Annotated in this window: 16 protein-coding genes; 14 read left to right on the forward strand and 2 right to left on the reverse strand. The window is 68.0% G+C overall.

Annotation, left to right across the window (positions count from 1 at the left end; all coding sequences use genetic code 11):
* The first annotated feature begins 107 nt into the window (after window positions 1–107).
* The 14 genes from AC2FNJ_RS07825 to ribD all read left to right on the forward strand — a co-directional run bounded on the left by AC2FNJ_RS07825 (window position 108) and on the right by ribD (window position 14,893).
* The gene (locus tag AC2FNJ_RS07825; RefSeq protein WP_496763658.1) at window positions 108–1,361 is read left to right on the forward strand and encodes a sarcosine oxidase subunit beta family protein; all 1,254 of its coding nucleotides are present in this window, start codon (window positions 108–110) and stop codon (window positions 1,359–1,361) included.
* Window positions 1,362–1,421: 60 nt separating this feature from the next.
* A complete protein-coding gene (locus AC2FNJ_RS07830; protein ID WP_496763659.1) occupies window positions 1,422–1,685 on the forward strand; it encodes a sarcosine oxidase subunit delta in 264 nt (87 codons plus the stop codon).
* A complete protein-coding gene (locus AC2FNJ_RS07835) occupies window positions 1,682–4,615 on the forward strand; it encodes a sarcosine oxidase subunit alpha family protein (protein ID WP_496763660.1) in 2,934 nt (977 codons plus the stop codon). The genes AC2FNJ_RS07830 and AC2FNJ_RS07835 overlap by 4 nt, the downstream gene beginning before the upstream one ends.
* On the forward strand, window positions 4,608–5,153 hold the full coding sequence (locus AC2FNJ_RS07840) for a sarcosine oxidase subunit gamma (protein ID WP_496763661.1): 546 nt from the start codon (window positions 4,608–4,610) through the stop codon (window positions 5,151–5,153). The genes AC2FNJ_RS07835 and AC2FNJ_RS07840 overlap by 8 nt, the downstream gene beginning before the upstream one ends.
* A 40-nt stretch (window positions 5,154–5,193) precedes the next feature.
* The gene (locus AC2FNJ_RS07845; RefSeq protein WP_496763662.1) at window positions 5,194–5,493 is read left to right on the forward strand and encodes a hypothetical protein; all 300 of its coding nucleotides are present in this window, start codon (window positions 5,194–5,196) and stop codon (window positions 5,491–5,493) included.
* A 78-nt stretch (window positions 5,494–5,571) separates the two neighbouring features.
* A complete protein-coding gene (gene dnaG / locus AC2FNJ_RS07850) occupies window positions 5,572–7,524 on the forward strand; it encodes a DNA primase (RefSeq protein ID WP_496763663.1) in 1,953 nt (650 codons plus the stop codon).
* Window positions 7,525–7,637: 113 nt separating this feature from the next.
* Window positions 7,638–9,629, forward strand: coding sequence for an RNA polymerase sigma factor RpoD (rpoD, locus tag AC2FNJ_RS07855; protein ID WP_496763664.1), 1,992 nt, complete (start codon window positions 7,638–7,640; stop codon window positions 9,627–9,629).
* A gap of 179 nt (window positions 9,630–9,808) precedes the next feature.
* Entirely contained in the window at window positions 9,809–10,213 is a 405-nt protein-coding gene (locus AC2FNJ_RS07860) for a hypothetical protein (protein WP_496763665.1), read from the forward strand.
* 47 nt (window positions 10,214–10,260) lie between these two features.
* Window positions 10,261–10,674 carry a secondary thiamine-phosphate synthase enzyme YjbQ gene (locus tag AC2FNJ_RS07865; RefSeq protein WP_496763666.1) on the forward strand — a complete coding sequence of 138 codons (414 nt, stop codon included), beginning with the start codon at window positions 10,261–10,263 and terminating at the stop codon, window positions 10,672–10,674.
* A gap of 131 nt (window positions 10,675–10,805) precedes the next feature.
* Window positions 10,806–11,270 carry a ubiquinone anaerobic biosynthesis accessory factor UbiT gene (ubiT, locus tag AC2FNJ_RS07870; protein ID WP_496763667.1) on the forward strand — a complete coding sequence of 155 codons (465 nt, stop codon included), beginning with the start codon at window positions 10,806–10,808 and terminating at the stop codon, window positions 11,268–11,270.
* Entirely contained in the window at window positions 11,267–12,265 is a 999-nt protein-coding gene (gene ubiU, locus AC2FNJ_RS07875) for a ubiquinone anaerobic biosynthesis protein UbiU (protein ID WP_496763668.1), read from the forward strand. The genes ubiT and ubiU overlap by 4 nt, the downstream gene beginning before the upstream one ends.
* Complete coding sequence (gene ubiV / locus AC2FNJ_RS07880) at window positions 12,256–13,182, forward strand: ubiquinone anaerobic biosynthesis protein UbiV (RefSeq protein WP_496763669.1); 927 nt, start codon at window positions 12,256–12,258, stop codon at window positions 13,180–13,182. Before ubiU ends, ubiV begins: the two co-directional genes overlap by 10 nt.
* Before the next feature lie 143 nt (window positions 13,183–13,325).
* Complete coding sequence (gene nrdR / locus AC2FNJ_RS07885; RefSeq protein WP_496763670.1) at window positions 13,326–13,796, forward strand: transcriptional regulator NrdR; 471 nt, start codon at window positions 13,326–13,328, stop codon at window positions 13,794–13,796.
* Window positions 13,793–14,893, forward strand: coding sequence for a bifunctional diaminohydroxyphosphoribosylaminopyrimidine deaminase/5-amino-6-(5-phosphoribosylamino)uracil reductase RibD (ribD, locus tag AC2FNJ_RS07890; RefSeq protein WP_496763671.1), 1,101 nt, complete (start codon window positions 13,793–13,795; stop codon window positions 14,891–14,893). Before nrdR ends, ribD begins: the two co-directional genes overlap by 4 nt.
* Window positions 14,894–14,911: 18 nt before the next feature.
* On the opposite strand, the gene AC2FNJ_RS07895 is transcribed toward ribD, so the two are convergent.
* Window positions 14,912–16,912, reverse strand: a complete 2,001-nt coding sequence (locus AC2FNJ_RS07895; protein ID WP_496763672.1) for a capsule polysaccharide biogenesis protein — start codon at window positions 16,910–16,912, stop codon at window positions 14,912–14,914.
* A 2-nt stretch (window positions 16,913–16,914) separates the two neighbouring features.
* The gene (locus tag AC2FNJ_RS07900; protein WP_496763673.1) at window positions 16,915–18,048 is read right to left on the reverse strand and encodes a polysaccharide biosynthesis/export family protein; all 1,134 of its coding nucleotides are present in this window, start codon (window positions 18,046–18,048) and stop codon (window positions 16,915–16,917) included.
* Between the last annotated feature and the right edge of the window lie 3 nt (window positions 18,049–18,051).

Consider the following 18,051-nt stretch of genomic DNA (forward strand, 5'->3'; position numbering starts at 1 on the left):
TCGCGCAACGACATGATTTTGTCGAAAACGGAAAGGGGTCCGCATCGCGCCGTTGCTACTGCTGCGCGGAGTTGGTTTCATGCCGACGCACCCGCAGGGAGATGAACATGCGCTTTTCCGGCTTCCGCGTCTTCAAGGAAGGCTTGACCGGCAACAAGGGCTGGACGCCGCATTGGCGCGATCCCGAACCGAAACCGGACTACGACATCGTCATCATCGGCGGCGGCGGCCACGGGCTGAGCACCGCCTACTACCTGGCCAAGGAACACGGCCTGACCAACGTCGCGGTCCTGGAAAAGGGATATATCGGCGGCGGCAATGTCGGGCGCAACACGACCATCGTGCGGGCAAACTACTTTCTTCAGGGAAATTCAGAGTTCTATTCCCATTCCCTGAAGCTGTGGGAGGGGCTGGAGGAAGACCTCAACTACAACGTGATGCATTCGCAGCGCGGCATCATCAACCTGTTCCATTCCGACGGGCAGCGCGACGCCGCCGCCCGGCGCGGCAACATGATGATCAGCCAGGGCGACGACGCGATCCTGCTGGGCCGGGACGAGCTGCGCAAGATGCTGCCCTATCTCAACTACGACGATCTGCGCTTTCCGATCTACGGCGGTCTCTATCATCCGCGCGGCGGCACGGCCCGGCATGACGCCGTGGCCTGGGGCTTTGCGCGCGGCGCGGATCGGCGCGGGGTGGACCTGATCCAGAACTGCGAAGTGACCGGCATTGACATCGAGAACGGCGCGGTCCGCGGCGTGCAGACGACGCGCGGCCCGATCCGGGCCAGGAAGGTGGCGATGGTCGTGGCCGGGCGCTCCAGCCAGGTGGCGGCGATGGCGGGGATGCGCCTGCCGATCGAAAGCCACGTGCTGCAGGCTTTCGTCACCGAGGGGCTGAAGCCCTGCATCGATCATGTGGTGACATTCGGCATGGGCCATTTCTACATCAGCCAGTCGGACAAGGGCGGACTGGTCTTCGGCGGCGATCTGGATTTCTACGCCTCCTATGCCGCGCGCGGCAACCTGCCCACGGTGGAAAACGTGATGGAGGCGGGCATGGCCCTGATGCCGATGATCGGCAAGGCCAGGGTGCTGCGCAGCTGGGGCGGGATCATGGACATGTCGCCGGACGGCTCTCCGATCATCGACCGCACCCATATCGACGGGCTGTATCTGAACTGCGGCTGGAACTACGGCGGGTTCAAGGCGGTGCCGGGCTCGGGCAACGTCTTCGCCCATCTGATCGCGACCGGAAACTACCACGAGAACGCCACCAGGTTCCGCCTGGACCGGTTCCGGACCGGGCGCGGCATCATGGACGAAGAGGGCAAGGGCTCTCAGCACAACCTGCACTAGGGGCGCGTGGCGGATGTCGGATTTGAGTATTTTTGGCAAGATGAAGCAGGGGGCGCGGCCATGAGGATCACCTGTCCGCTTTGCGGCGAGCGGGATCGCCGCGAGTTCTACTATCGCGGCGCGGCGACGGATCTGGAGCGCCCCGCGCCCGAGGCCGGCGCCGAGGCCTGGGAGAGTTTCGTGTTCCTGCGCGAGAACCCGGCCGGCGTGACCCGCGATCTCTGGTATCACGAGGGCGGCTGCGGCGCGTGGATCGTCGTGACCCGAAACACCGTGACCCACGAGGTACTCGGTACGGTCCTGGCGGCGGAGGCGCGGGCATGAGGGTTGCGAACAAGGGTCTGCTGGACCGGTCGAAATCGGTGCCCTTCGTCTTCGACGGGGTGCGCTATTCCGGGTTTCAGGGCGACACGCTGGCCTCGGCCCTGCTGGCGAACGGGGTGCGGCTGATGGGGCGGTCGTTCAAGTACCACCGCCCGCGCGGCGTGCTGACCGCCGGCAGCGAGGAGCCCAACGCCCTGGTCACCGTCGGGCACGGCCCCACGCAGGAACCGAACGTACGCGCCACCGTGCAGGAGATCCATGCCGGTCTCGACGCGCGCAGCCAGAACCGCTGGCCGTCGCTGAATTTCGACGTGCTGGCGATCAACGATCTGGCGGCGCCGTTCCTCGGGGCGGGGTTCTATTACAAGACCTTCATGTGGCCCAGGAGCTTCTGGGAAAAGGTCTATGAACCGGCGATCCGCCGCGCCGCCGGGCTGGGCGCGCTGTCGGGGCAGGACAACACCGACAAGTACGAACGCGCCTGGGCCTTCTGCGACCTGCTGGTGATCGGGGCCGGCCCGGCCGGGCTGATGGCGGCGCTGGTCGCCGGCCGCGCCGGCGCCGACGTGATCCTGGCGGACGAGGACAGCCGCATGGGCGGCCGCCTGCTGGCCGAGACCGGCGAGATCGACGGCAAGCCGGGGCCTGTCTGGGTGGAGGAGGTGCTGGCCGAGCTGCGGGCGATGGACAATGTGCGCCTGATGACCCGGACCACGGTGGCGGGCGCCTATGACCACGGCACCTATGCCGCGCTGGAACGGGTGCTGAGCCACGACGGGCGCCGCCCGCACGGCGCGCCGATGGAGACCTTCTGGCGTATCGTCGCCCGGCGCGCGGTGCTGGCGGCGGGGGCGCTGGAGCGTCCCGTCGCCTTCCGCGACAACGACCGGCCCGGCATCATGACCGCCGGGGCGGTGCGCGCCTATCTCAACCGCTGGGGCGTGGCGGCGGGCCAGACCGTGACCGTGTTCGGCAATACCGACGACATCCACCGTACGGCCCGCGACCTGCTGGCGGCGGGGCTGCACGTCGCTGCCGTGATCGACAGCCGCCACGACGGGCCATCGTCCGACGATTATCCGGTTCTGCGCGGCGCGCAGGTCTGCGGCAGCCAGGGCCGCAAGGGGCTGGAGAGCATCACCGTGCGCCGCCCGAGCGGCGAGGAAAAGATCCAGACCGACTGCCTGGCGATGACCGGCGGCTGGAACCCCTCGGTGCATCTGACCTGCCACATGAACGGACGCCCCACCTGGAAACGCGACATCGCGGCCTTCGTGCCGACGCCGGGCGCGGTGCCCGGCCTGGTCGCGGCGGGGGCCTGCAACGGCGCCTTCTCGACCGCCGCCTGCCTGCGCCAGGGGATCGCCGCCGCCGGCGAGTCGCTGGCGGAGCTGGGGATCAAGGCGCCCCCGGTCGCGCCACCCGAGGCCGAGGACGCGCCCTATGCGATCGCGCCGCTCTGGGCGGTGCCCGGCAAGGGGCGCGCCTGGCTCGACTTCCAGAACGACGTGACGGTCAAGGATGTGAAACAGGCGGCGGTCGAGAACTTCCGATCGGTCGAGCACATGAAGCGCTACACCACCCAGGGCATGGCGACCGATCAGGGCAAGAATTCGAACGTGGCGGCGCTGGCGGTGCTGGCGGACGCCACCGGGCGCGGCATTCCCGAGACCGGCACCACCACCTTTCGCCCGCCCTATTCGCCGGTGGCGATCGCCGCGATGGCGGCCGGGGCCGAAGGGCAGGGGTTCAAGCCGCAGCGGTTCACCACCTCGCACAAGGCGGCGGTGGCGCGCGGCGCGCCGATGGTCGAGGCGGGGCTGTGGTACCGCCCCAGCTATTTCCCGCAATCCGGCGAGACCACCTGGCGGCAGTCCTGCGACCGCGAGGTGACGATGGTGCGCGAAACGGTGGGCATCTGCGATGTCTCGACGCTGGGCAAGATCGACATCCAGGGGCCGGACGCGGCGGCCCTGCTCGATTTCGTCTATACCAACACGTTCTCCACCCTCAAGGTCGGGCGCACCCGCTATGGCCTGATGCTGCGCGAGGACGGCTACGTGATGGATGACGGCACCACCGCCCGGCTGGGCGAGCATCACTACCTGATGACCACGACCACCGCCGCGGCAGGCGACGTGATGAAGCACCTGGAATTCGTGCATCAGGGGCTGCGGCCGGAGCTGGATGTGTGCTTCACCTCGGTCACCGAACAGTGGGCGCAGTTCGCCGTGGCCGGGCCGAAGTCGCGCGACCTGCTGAACGATCTGGTCGAGGAGGAGCTGACCGACGAAAGCTGGCCCTTCATGGCCTGCGGCCCGGTCCGCGTGATGGGGGTCGCGGGGCGGCTGTTCCGGATCTCGTTCTCGGGCGAGCACGCCTACGAGATCGCGGTGCCGTCGCGCTATGGCGCCAGCCTGTTCGACGTGCTGACCGCGCGGGCCGAGGCGCTGGGCGGCGGGCTCTACGGGATGGAGGCGCTCAACGTGCTGCGGATCGAAAAGGGCCACATCACCCATGCCGAGATCCACGGGCGCACCACCGCCTATGACATCGGCATGGAGCGGATGGTGTCGCAGAAGAAGGACTGCATCGGCAAGACCATGTCGGAACGGCCCGGCCTGGAAGAGGAAGGGCGCGAACGGCTGGTGGGGCTGAAGCCCATCGGCGAAAGCAGGCAGTTGCTGGCCGGCGCGCATCTCTACGACGAAGAGGCCGAGCCGGTCCGCGTCAACGACCGGGGCTATGTGACCTCGGTCTGCTACTCGCCGACGCTGGGCCACATGATCGGGCTGGGCTTTCTGGCCGACGGCCCCGACCGGCACGGCGAGGTGATCAAGATGGTGGACGGGCTGCGCGGGGTGACGACGCTGTGCGAAGTGGTCAGTCCGGTCTTCTTCGACCCCGAGGGAGGGCGCGTCCGTGGATAAGCTGGTTGCCAAGACACCGTGCGAGGGGCTGCTGCCGCTGACCGTCGGATCGGTCACGCTGACCGAGGACGCGCCCGGCATCATGACCTCGATCGCACCCTACAAGGGCCGGCAAAAGGCGCTGTCCGACGCGCTCAGGGCGGCGCATGGCATGGCCTATCCGGCGGCCAACCGGGCCACCGGCAAGGCGGGCGCCCGTGCGGTGTGGTTCGGCCGTGGGCAGGCGCTGCTGATGGGGCCTGCCCCCGATCCCGCGCTGGCCGAACACGCCGCGCTGGTGGACCAGTCCGACGCCTGGGCGGTGGTGCGGCTGGACGGGCCGGGGGCCGAGCAGGTGCTGGCGCGGCTGGTGCCGGTCGATCTGCGCCCGCAGCATTTCAAACGCGGCCACACCGCCCGAACGCTGCTGTTCCACCTGTCGGTCTCGATCACGCGGATCGGCGACAGCGCGTTCCAGATTATGGCCTTCCGCTCGATGGCCGCGACATTGGTGCACGATCTGAAATCCGCCATGGAAGGCGTCGCCGCGCGCGGCTAACCTGCGCAGGATACCAGAATCAGTTCGGGGAGACCGTCCCATGATCCGCGCCGCTCTTGTTGCCGCCCTCGTCGCCACGCCGGTTTTCGCGGCCGAGTCCAAGCAGCAAAGCTGCCGGTACCAGGCCGATGTGGTGGCGGCGATCCAGCAGGCGCGGCTGGATCGGGTCCGGGAACGCGATGTCCCCAAGGCCATTGCCAAGACCAACCCGGCCTGGCCCGACAACTACAACGCGGCGATCCCGCTGATCACCCCCTGGGTCTACGAGCAGAAGATGCGCGACATCCGCAACAAGGATCTGTCCGCCGCCTGGCTGGAGCTGTGCCTGAAACAGCCGTAATCCGCCGAAACCAAAAAGCCTGTGGACAATCCGCGCCGGGCGCTTGGCGGGCGCGCCGGTTTCTGCCAGATTTGTCGCATGTCACTGCCCCCCGGATTCCTGGACGAGTTGCGCACCCGGCTGAGCCTGTCTCAGGTGGTCGGCCGCAAGGTCATGTGGGATGCGCGCAAATCCAACCAGGCCAAGGGCGACATGTGGGCGCCGTGCCCGTTCCATCAGGAAAAGACGGCCTCGTTCCATGTCGATGACCGCAAGGGGTTCTATTACTGCTTCGGCTGCCACGCCAAGGGCGACGCCATCAGCTTCGTGAAAGAGACCGAGAATGTCTCGTTCATCGAAGCGGTGGAAATCCTGGCCCGCGAGGCGGGGATGACCATGCCCGCGCGCGATCCGAAGGCGCAGGAAAAGCAGGACCGCCGCGCGCAACTGGCCGAGGTCATGGAACAGGCGGTCCAGTTCTTCCGCCTGCAGCTCAAGACCGGGGCAGGGGCGGCGGCGCGCACCTATCTGGACCGGCGCGGGCTGGATGCCCCGGCGCTGGATCGCTGGGAAATCGGCTTCGCGCCGGATGGTTGGCAGGGGTTGTGGGACCATCTGCGCGGCAAGAGCGTGGCCGAAGACCTGATCCTCGGTGCCGGGCTGGCCAAGCCGTCGAACAAGGGCGGCAAGCCCTATGACACCTTCCGCAACCGGATCATGTTCCCGATCCGCGACGTGCGCGGGCGCTGCATCGCGTTCGGCGGCCGGGCGATGGACCCCAGGGACAACGCCAAATACCTGAACTCGCCCGAAACCGATCTCTTCGACAAGGGGCGCAGCCTCTACAACCACGGGCCGGCACGGCAGGCGGCCGGGCAGGGCCAGCCGCTGATCGTGGCCGAAGGCTACATGGACGTGATCGCGCTCTCCGAGGCCGGGTTCGGCGCGGCGGTCGCGCCGCTGGGCACCGCGATCACCGAGCACCAGCTGCAGCTGCTGTGGCGCATCGCGGACGAGCCGATCATCGCGCTCGACGGCGATGCCGCCGGTCTGCGCGCCGCGATGCGGGTGATCGACCTGGCGCTGCCGCTGCTCGAAGCCGGCAAGTCGGTGCGCTTCGCGCTGATGCCGCAGGGCAAGGATCCCGACGATCTGCTCCGGGCCGAGGGGGCCGGCGCGCTGAGGGCGGTGCTGGACCGGGCGGTGCCGATGGTCAACCTGCTCTGGCAGCGCGAGACCGAGGGCAAGGTGTTCGACAGCCCCGAACGCAAGGCGGCGCTGGACAAGGCGCTGCGCGAAAAGATCCGGCTGATCCGCGACCCGTCGATCCGGTCGCATTACGGGCAGGAGATCAAGGATCTGCGCTGGCAGCTGTTCCGGAAAAAAGGTCAGCCGCGCCCCGGCGGCGGGCCGCGGCGCGGCCGCTGGCAGATGGAAAAGCCGCTTCCCACCCCCGGAACCCGCGCGTCCTTTCTCGCCACCTCGGGCGAGGACGCCGAGACCCGGATGCGCGAGGCGGTCATCCTGGCCGCCGCCATCTCGACCCCTGAGGTGGTGGCCCAGTTCGAACCCCAGATCGAAGAGATGGAGTGCCGCGATCCCGACCATGCGGCGCTGCGCGCGGCCATCCTGCGCCACGCCGTCGAAGACCCGTCGAACCTGAAGGATCACATCATCGATTCAATCGGTGCCGGCCCCCTTGAAAACCTGATGGCGCTTCGCCATGTGGCAATCAGCCCCTGTGTGCGCAGACCCGGCGATGTGGAACTGGCCGAGATGACCTTGGCCGAAGAACTCGCAAAACTCCAGGCACAACGCGGGCTGGATGCCGAGATTGCCGAGGCCGAGGAGGAGTTGTCCGATCTCGCGGACGAGGCGTTGACCTGGCGGCTTGCCCAGGCCGCCGAACAGAGGAATCGCGCCAGCCGCAGTCACAACGAGGACAAGGCCATCTTCGACATCGCCGACAACGGCGCCCGAATCAACCGGGGCGAGAAGGAGGCGTTCGAAGCGATCACATCGGGCATCAGGTTCGAGCGGAAACGCAGGTAGCCCTGCGATTCCTGAGGTACAGTTGAAGAAAAACGGGTAAACGGGTGGCCGAATCACTTCTTCGCGCTAATGATTCGGCTCTGACGAATCACCCATCCCCGCAGGAGCATTGAATGGCCGCCAAGGATACGACCGAGGAACGCAAATCCGACGAGCAGGAACAGGAAATCTCGCTGGACATGAGCCAGGCCCAGGTCAAGAAGATGATCGCCGAGGCCCGCGAGAGGGGATACATCACCTACGATCAGCTCAATCAGGTGCTGCCGCCCGATCAGGTCAGCTCGGAGCAGATCGAGGACGTGATGTCGATGCTGTCGGAAATGGGCATCAACATCATCGAGGATGAGGAGGCCGAGGAGGAAGAGCAGAAGGGCTCGACCGACCTGGTCACGGCCGAAAGCAACCGCGAGGTCGCGCTCGCCGGCGCACAGACCGAAAAGCTCGACCGCACCGACGACCCGGTACGCATGTATCTGCGCGAGATGGGCAGCGTCGAACTGCTCAGCCGCGAGGGCGAGATCGCCATCGCCAAGCGCATCGAGGCCGGGCGCAACACGATGATCGCGGGCCTTTGCGAAAGCCCGCTGACCTTCCAGGCCATCACCATCTGGCACGACGAATTGCTGTCCGAGGACATTCTGCTGCGCGACGTGATCGATCTCGAGACCACGTTCGGCAACCAGATCGACGAGGACGGCGAGGTGGACGAGCCGGTGGTGGGCGCCCCCGCCATGGCGGCCAGCGCCAAGAAGGACGAAGACGACACGCCCGAACTGGATGCCGACGGCAATCCGATCGTCAAGGAAGACGACGACGACGAGGACGATCAGGCCAACATGTCGCTGGCCGCGATGGAGGCCGCGCTCAAGGAACAGGTGCTGACCACGCTCGAACGCATCTCCACCGATTTCGCCAAACTCAGCGAGATGCAGGACAGCCGGATCTCCGCGACGCTCAACGAGGACGGCTCGTTCAGCGCCAAGGACGAGGCGACCTATCAGGCGCTGCGCTCCGAGATCGTCGAACTGGTCAACGGCCTGCACCTGCACAACAACCGGATCGAGGCGCTGATCGACCAGCTTTACGGCATCAACAAGCGTGTCATGTCGCTGGACAGCGCGATGGTGAAACTGGCCGACCAGGCCCGCATCAACCGCCGCGAATTCATCGACGCCTATCGCGGCCGCGAACTCGACCCCAACTGGCTGGCCGAGATGGCCGAAAAGCCGGGTCGGGGCTGGCAGATGTTCATCGAACGCTCCTCCGACAAGGTCGAGGAACTGCGCAACGACATGGCGCAGGTGGGCCAGTATGTGGGCCTCGACATCAGCGAATTCCGCCGCATCGTCCAGCAGGTCCAGAAGGGCGAGAAAGAGGCGCGCCAGGCCAAGAAGGAAATGGTCGAGGCCAACTTGCGCCTGGTGATCTCGATCGCCAAGAAATACACGAACCGTGGCCTGCAATTCCTTGATCTCATTCAGGAAGGCAACATCGGCCTGATGAAGGCGGTGGACAAGTTCGAATACCGCCGCGGCTACAAGTTCTCGACCTATGCGACCTGGTGGATCCGCCAGGCGATCACGCGGAGCATCGCGGATCAGGCGCGCACCATCCGTATCCCGGTGCACATGATCGAGACGATCAACAAGCTGGTCCGCACCGGCCGCCAGATGCTGCACGAGATCGGCCGCGAACCGACGCCCGAGGAACTGGCCGAAAAGCTGCAGATGCCGCTGGAAAAGGTCCGCAAGGTGATGAAGATCGCCAAGGAGCCGATTTCTCTCGAAACCCCCATCGGCGACGAAGAGGACAGCCAACTGGGCGATTTCATCGAGGACAAGAATGCCGTGCTGCCTCTGGACAGCGCCATTCAGGAAAACCTCAAGGAAACCACGACCCGGGTTCTGGCCTCGCTCACCCCGCGCGAGGAACGGGTTCTGCGGATGCGCTTCGGCATCGGCATGAACACCGACCACACGCTGGAAGAAGTCGGCCAGCAGTTCAGCGTGACCCGCGAACGGATCCGCCAGATCGAGGCCAAGGCGCTCAGGAAGCTCAAGCACCCGAGCCGCAGCCGCAAGCTCCGGTCCTTCCTGGATCAGTGATCAAAAGGCGCCTCTTCGGAGGCGCCTTTTTCCTGTGGCCGGTGTCACGCCGGCCGGCGCCGGGGCGGAAACGCCCGGCTGCCGCCCTGATCCGGTTGAAATCACCGTGATTTCCCCTGTCCGAACCCCGTGCCGGGCTTTAAGTTGGTCGGCAGAGGCCAACAGGAAAGTGCATTGCGATGAAACAGATTGGAGTCCTTGCCGCCGCGGGATTGATGGCGGTCGCCACCCAGGCTGACGCGTTCAGCACCTGGAACGGATACCGGGTCAACCAGGTGGACAACGCGGTATTCGAGGTCATCCCGCGCGGCCGCAGCCGCACCGACGACTACTGGTGCGCCGCGTCCGACTATGCGCGCCGGCAACTGGGCGCGGACTGGCGCCAGCGGATCTATGTGGTGAGCGGTTTCGGGCCCAGCGTCACCACCAACCGGCGCACGGCGGTTCAGTTCACCATCGACCCGCAGGCCGCCGGCGTGACGCCGCTGGAAAGCGGCGTGTTCCGGTCCGGCTTCACCCCGGGCGACAGCATGAGCGTGCAGCAGGCCAACAACTATTGCGAACCCTTCCCGCTGCGCTCCTGACGGATTGGCGATTGACCCCCGGCCATCGCTCGGCCTAGCTGATCCCCATGCAGCACGAATTTCAGATCGCGACCAGGGGGGCGGGCCTCTACGAGTTCACCGCGCAGGTGCGGGACTGGCTGCGCACGGCCGGCGGCGACGGGCTGCTGACGCTGTTCGTGCGGCACACGTCCTGCTCGCTGCTCATCCAGGAAAACGCCGACCCCGAGGTGCAGACCGATCTGCGCGCCTTCTTCGACCGGCTGGTGCCGCCCTCGGACCATCCGTCCATGTCCTATCTGCGCCATACCTACGAGGGGCCGGACGACATGCCCGCGCATATCAAGGCCGCCATGATGCCGGTCTCGCTCTCGATCCCCGTGACCGGAGGCGCACCGGCGCTGGGCACCTGGCAGGGGATCTACCTGTTTGAACACCGCAGCGCGCCGCATCGCCGCAGGGTCGCGGCACATCTCGCCTGACCGCCTTCGCCGCGAAATCCGCGCGGTCTTGACCAAGGTCAAGGGGGGCGCGCGCGGGCCGGTATTAATCCTGCGCCATGAACGAGATTGCCCACGATTCCCCGCCTTCCGCCCGGCGCGGACCGTTCCGGTTGCCGCTGCCGCTGTTCCTTCTGCAACCGGTTCTCGCGGCCGTCGCGCAGCGGGTCGCGCGGCGGCATCCGTCGCTTTTCGACCGCCTCGGGCCGCACCGCAGCGCCCGGTTCGTGATCGATGCACAGGGTCTGCCCTTCGTGCTGCTGCTGGTGCCGGACCCGGCCAACCTGCAGTTCCGCGCCTGCTCCCGGCAGGCCGAACCGCCGTCGGATGCCCGCATCGCGGGCGCATTCTTCGACCTGCTGTCGCTGGTCGACGGCAATGGCGACGGCGATGCGCTGTTCTTCTCGCGCGACCTCGACATCACCGGCAATACCGAAGCGGTGGTGTGCCTGCGCAACGCGCTCGACGATGTGGACGGCTCGATCGCCGAGGATGCCGCGGGCCTATTCGGTGCGCCCGGTCACGCCCTTCTGGCGGCGCTCAGGCGCGCCGGCGACCGGCGGAGGAAGGCCGAATGAAACGCCCCGAACTCGTCTGTCCCGCGGGCACTCCGGCCGCGCTGCGAACCGCGGTCGATGCCGGTGCGGATGCGGTCTATTGCGGATTCCAGAACGCCACCAATGCGCGCAACTTCCCGGGGCTGAACTTCACGCCCGACGAGATGGCTCAGGGCGTCGCCTACGCCCAGGCCAGGGGCGCCAGGGTGCTCCTGGCGGTCAACAGCTTTCCCACGGCGGGGCGGTTCGACCTTTGGCGCGATGCCGTGGATGCGGGCGCGCGCATGGGCGTCGATGCGGTGATCGTGGCGGATATCGGCGTTGCGGCCTATGCCGCCGCGACCCATCCGGATCTGCGCCTGCACCTGTCGGTCCAGGCCGCCGCTTCAAGCCCCGAGGCGATCCGCTATTACGTCCGGGAATTCGGCGTCAAGCGCGTGGTGTTGCCGCGCATTCTGACCGTGCCCGAGATCCGCGAGGTCAAGGCCGAGATTCCCTGCGAGATCGAAACCTTCATCTTCGGCAATCACGGCCTGATGGTCGAGGGGCGGTGCAGCCTGACCAACTACGTGACCGGGCAATCCACCAACATGGATGGCGTCTGCTCGCCGGCCGCGCAGGTGCATTACGACAAGGAGCCCGACGGTTCCGTCGCGACCCGGCTGGGGGCCTTCACGATCGACCGCTTCGGCGCCGAGGAACAGGCCGGCTATCCGACCATCTGCAAGGGCCGCTACCGGGCGCCGCATCGCGACGATGCCTATTACGCCTTCGAGGAACCCGTCAGCCTGAACCTGTCCTCGCTTCTGCCGCAACTGATGGCGGCGGGGGTCGAAGCGTTCAAGATCGAGGGCCGCCAGCGTTCGCGGGCCTATGTGCGCCAGGTGGTTTCGTCCTTCCGGGCCGCGGTGGACAACGTGCTGGCGGGGCAGGAGCCGGACCTGGCGGACCTTGTCGCGCTGACCGAAGGACAGAAGCAGACGGTCGGCGCGGCCGGATCGAAGAAATGGCGGTGAGTGAGATGGCAGGCAAGCTGACACTGGGGCCGGTGCTTTACCACTGGGATGCGGAGAGAAAGCGGGAGTTCTACGCCCGCATCGCCGACGAGGCGCCGGTTGACACGGTCTATCTGGGCGAGGCGATCTGTTCCAAGCGGACGCCGTTCTTCGACCCGCACATGCCCGAGGTGATCGAACGGCTGGAACGCGGCGGCAAGACGGTGGTGCTGACGTCGCTGTCCGAAGTGGTGATCCGGCGCGAACGCAACATGATGCGCGACTTCTGCGAGACCGACAGCCACGAGATCGAGCTGAACAATGCCGCCGGGCTGTATCACATCGGCGGGCGGCCGCATCGGCTGGGCGGGTTCATGAACGTCTACAACGAACACACGCTGGCCTGGCTCGCGCGTCAGGGTGCGACCCACGTCACCCTGCCGGTGGAGCTGCCGGCGCGCGTCGTCGGAGAGATGGCGCGCGCCGCCGGCGACCTCGGCCTGGGCTGCGAGGTGCAGGTCTTCGGTCGCGCCGGCCTCGCCCTGTCGGCGCGCTGCTACCATGCCCGCGCCCATTGCCGGACCAAGGACAACTGCCTTTTTGTCTGCGAAAACGATCCGGACGGAATGCCGCTCGACACGGTGACGGGGCAGGCCTTCCTCGTGGTCAATGGCATCCAGACCCAGTCACGGTCGTACATCTGCCTGAATGCCGAGATCGACGAGATGGCCGCCATGGGCGTCAGCCATTTCCGCCTGATGCCGCAGGACGTGGACATGGTGGCGGTGGCGCGGGTCTTCGCCGACCGCATCGGCGGGCGCTGCGACGCCGACGAGACCGCCGCGCGCCTTGCGGCGCTTGAACTGCCCGCACCGCTGTCCAACGGGTTCTGGCACGGGCGCGAAGGGCATCGGCGGTTCGGCCCGCGGGCGGCTTGACCCGCGGGACACGCCGGCGCACCACGCCGCATGTTGCGTCACGAAATCACCACTACCCAAATCCTAGCGTCTGCCCTATAGTTGTGGATAAGTGAGCCGAAGCACTCACAAAAAGAGGCGGACATGGGACGAGGAGACGGCGGATGCGCTGCCCGTTTTGCGGAAATATCGACACTCAGGTAAAAGATTCACGACCAGCAGAAGATCACGTGGCCATCCGGCGGCGCCGCTTCTGTCCCGCGTGCGGCGGGCGGTTCACCACCTATGAACGGGTGCAGCTGCGCGATCTCGTCGTCATCAAGTCCAGCGGCAAGCGCGAGGATTTCGACCGCGACAAGCTGGAACGCTCGATCCGCATCTCGATGCAGAAGCGCCCGATCGACCCGGAACGGATCGACCAGATGATCTCGGGCATCGTGCGCCGGCTTGAAAGCATGGGCGAAACCGACATCCCTTCGCACAAGATCGGCGAGATCGTCATGGAAGCCCTGGCGCGGATCGACACGGTGGCCTATGTCCGCTTCGCCAGCGTCTACAAGAACTTCCAGGCGGCCGATGATTTCGAGGAATTCGTCCACGAATTGCGACCGCCGCAGCCGACCCCCGAAGAGTGAGCGAAACCGACACGCGATACATGGCGCTGGCCTTGTCCCTGGGCCGGCGCGGGCAGGGCACGTGCTGGCCCAACCCGGCCGTGGGCTGCGTGATCGTGCGGGACGGGCGGATCGTCGGGCGCGGCTGGACCCAGCCTGGCGGGCGTCCGCATGGCGAGACCGAGGCGCTGGCCCAGGCGGGGCCGGCGGCGCGCGGCGCGACGGCCTATGTCTCGCTGGAGCCCTGCGCCCATCACGGCGAAACCCCACCCTGCGCCGAGGCGCTGATCGCGGCCGGGGTGGCGCGGGTGGTCTGCGCCGTCGAGGACAGCGATCCGCGCGTGGCCGGGCAGGGCTTCGCCATGCTGCGGGCGGCGGGGATCGAGGTGACGACCGGCGTTCTGCGGGACCGGGCCGCGCGGGATCACGCCGGGTTCTTTCTCAAGACCGAACAGGGCCGCCCGCTGGTCACGCTCAAGCTGGCCAGCAGCTTCGACGGCCGGATCGCCACCGCGACCGGGCAGAGCAAGTGGATCACCGCGCCGCAGGCGCGGCGCGCGGTGCACGCCCTGCGCGCCCGCCACGATGCGGTGATGGTCGGCGCGGGCACCGCGCGCGCCGATGACCCGTCACTCACCGTGCGCGACCTCGGCATAGGGCGCCAGCCGGTCCGGGTGGTGGTGTCGCGGCATCTCGACCTGCCGCTGATGGGGCAACTGGCCCGCACCGCCGCCGAAACGCCGGTCTGGCTGTGCCACGGCCCCGGCGCCGATGCCGAGCGGCTGCGCGCCTGGGAGGGTCTGGGCGCGCGGCTGATCCCCTGCGCCGTGCGCGCCACCCGGATCGACGCCGCCGACCTGTTGCAGCAACTGGGCCAGGCCGGCCTGACGCGGGTGTTCTGCGAGGGCGGCTCGGCCCTGGCGGCGTCGCTGCTGGCCGAGGATCTGGTGGATGACCTGGTCGGGTTCGCCGCCGGGCTGGCGATCGGCGCCGAGGGCTTGCCCGCGGTCGGCGCGCTGGGGCTGGACCGTCTTGAGGACGCGCCGCGCTTCGAACTGGTCGAAACCCGGCCCGTCGGCCCCGACCTCCTGATGCGCTGGACGCGCGGGCTGGGGTGAACTCCGGCCGCGGCCGCCTCAGCGCCAGAACCGCGCATGGGTGGCCAGCACCCCCTGCGCCTTGGCCAGCAGCCGGTTGCCCGCGCCGGGCGTCGGGATCTCGCCCGCCGCCAGCCGGTCCACGATCACCTCGACCGGGCAGGGCAGGCCCGTGACCGGGTCGCGATAGCGCGGATAGTCGATCAGCGCGGCGTGAACCAGGCCCGCCACCGACGGGCGCGCCCCCCGCCGCGCCGGCACCGACCCCAGATCCGTGGTCAACCCCCAGCCGGCATAGAACGGCGCGCCCAGGGTCGTGACCTTCAGGCCCCGGATCAGCGCCTCGAACCCGGTCAGCGAGGTGATCGTCCAGACCTCCTGCACCTCGGCCAGCAGCGTCGCGACATCGCTGTGCGCGGCGACCGCGTCGGCGATCCCCTCCGCCGTGATCGCGCCGTCGCGCAGCCCGGCTTCGACATCCGGATGCGGCTTGTAGACGATCACCGCATCCGGGTTGGCCGCCCGCGCCGCGCGCAGCAGATCCAGATTGGTGCGCAGGCCGCCGGCGCCCTTGCGGATCGACATGTCGTCCTCGACCTGCCCCGGAACCAGAATCCGGCGCCCCTCGGGCAGGGCGGGCGGATCGCCGCCCAGATTGTACTTGCTCAGCCCCAGCCGGATCAGCCGCGCCATCAGCCGCTCGGCCCGCAGGCGCTGATCCGGCCGCAGCGTCTCGCGCCGGGCGATCAGGCTCTCCAGCCGGCTGGGCCGGGTGGGGTCATAGTAGATGCCCAGATCGTCGGCCACCAGCGACAGCGGCGGCACCAGCTCCGCCCCCAACCCGCGCGAGCGCAGGAAACCGTCCTCGACCCGTACCACATCCTCGGCCTCCCCGGCCCGCCCGGCCCAGACCATGTGCGGCACCGACCCGGACGGATCGCGCGCCTCGGCAAAGCGCAGCCGCCCGTGCCGGCCGAACATCCGCTTCAGATGCGGCCGTTTCCACAGCCGCATTCCCGCCGCCGTCCAGCCCCGGTGATCCTCGCGCCAGGCCCGCGCCTGCGCTTCCAGCATGTCCAGCACGGTTTCCAGCTCGCACAGCCGGTCGCGGCAGGGATCGTACCAGACCGGATAGAGCAGCATCGCCCCGGCAAAGAGCTGCGCGCGGGTCAGGCTGCGCTGCCGCCGGGGCGGCGGGTCTTCGTCCTGCGTCAGCCCCCAACCGGCATAGAACGGCTGCCCGAACACCCGCGGCCTGTGCCCGGCCAGGATCGCCTCGAACCCCATCTGCGACGACAGCGTATAGACGCCCACCGCACCTTCCAGCAGCGCCCAGGGGCTCACCGCCCGGTCCAGCAGCGTCACGCGGTCGCTGGCGTCCCGCGCATCATAGTGCCCGCCGCGATGGCCGGCCGCCGTTTCGGGATGCGTCTTGATGACCACCGGCGCGCCCGGATGCTCCTCCTGCGCAAAGATCAGCATTTCCCGAAACCGCGCCTCGGTGCCGCCGCTGGCCCGGACGGCGGCATCGCCGCGGGTCTGGTCGATCACCAGAACATAGCCGGGCGCGGGCACCTCGGCGCTCGGGTCAAAGGCGGAATACTTGCTCAGATGCGACTCGCGCAGACGTTCAATCGCCCCGCGCGCCCGGTCCAGAAGCGCGGTGTCGTCCAGCGGATGCGTGGCCAGCAGGGTCTCCAGATCCGACGGGGCCGCCGGGTCGAAATGCAGGCCGGACCGGTCCAGCAGCAGGCCCAGCGGCGGCTCGCCGCCGCGGCCGGGATGCAGCGAGCGCAGGAAGGCGTCCTCGACCCGCAGAACCGGAACGCCGCGCCGCGCCGCCACGGCTTGCCCGCGCCACGCGGTCGGGCTGTCGCCCCAGACCCCCACCAGATCGCCCGCGCCCGGCAGACCCAACCGGACGTCATGGCCCTTCAGCGACAGGATCCGCCGCAGCTGCCGCTGCGTCAGAAACCCCCCGTTGTACACGAACAGCCGGGAGCCTGCGCCCCCGGCCGCGGAATGGGGGGGCTGCGCCACCGTCACCCGCCGGTCAGCGTCGCGACATTGGCAAAGGGGGTCAGGCCGCCGGCAACCAGCGAAATGGTCTTGGTCCACTGGGCATAGGGCGCCTCGGTGACATAGATCGTGTCGTCATCGCGGATCACGAAGTCGCGGGCGACGAACAGCCCGTTGGGGGCGGTCAGGTTCAGCACGTAGATGAGCCGCTGATCGCCCTGCAGATCGGGCCGCGCCAGCACCTTGCGCGCGATGTCCTGCGATTCGCGGCGCAGAACGAAGATGCCGGTCGGGTCCGAGGCAAAGGATTGCAGGCCGCCGACCTGGGCCAGCGCCTCCAGCGCCGACAGATCCTGGCTCTCGAAGGCGACGCGCGCCTGACTGCTGGTCGATCCCAGCGCGGTATAGGATCGGGTGTCCTTTTCCACCAGAATCTTGTCGCCGCCGCGCAAGGCGATGTCGAGGCCCGGATCCTTGAACAGATCCTGATACCAGATCGTGCCCCTGTGCTGGCCGCGGATCACCGTGACCAGCGCGATTTCCGGTTCCACGGCGATGCCGCCGGCCCGCGCCAGCATGTTGGCCAGCGTCCGGGTCGGCCGTTCGATCGGATAGACGCCGGGTGCGCCCACCGCCCCGGTCAGGGCCACCGTCGCCCCGTCGCCGGCCAGACGCCGGACCTGCACCTGCGGATCGGGGGTCTGGTCCTGGAGTTTCGCGGTGATGAGTTCCCGCAACTGTTCGGGCGTGTTGCCGGCGGCGCGAACCCGGCCCGCATAGGGCACGAAGATGAACCCGTCGCTGTCCACCTGCACCTCTTCCAGAACCGTCGAATTGCCGATATCGCCGGTCAGCAGCCCGTCATCGACATTCTCCCACACGGTCAGGCCCAGCACGTCGCCGGGACGGATCGTGTCGGCGGTGATGCTGGTCGCGCTGCGAAAGGCCGAGGAAAAGCCCAGATTGGGTATCCCCGCCGCGGCGCGCGCCACGCGGTCGTCCACCAGAACGACATGCGCGTTGCCGCCTTCCTCGACCGCTCCGGCCAGAATTTCCTTCTCGCTCGGTCCGGATTTGGGAAGCGCGCAAGAGGCCAGCATCGCAACAGAAATCAAGAGGGCACAATACTGTGCCCATCTGCGGGGGGAGAGCTTCACGGC

The sequence above is a fragment of the Ruegeria sp. BHSB196 genome, from assembly GCF_059613135.1.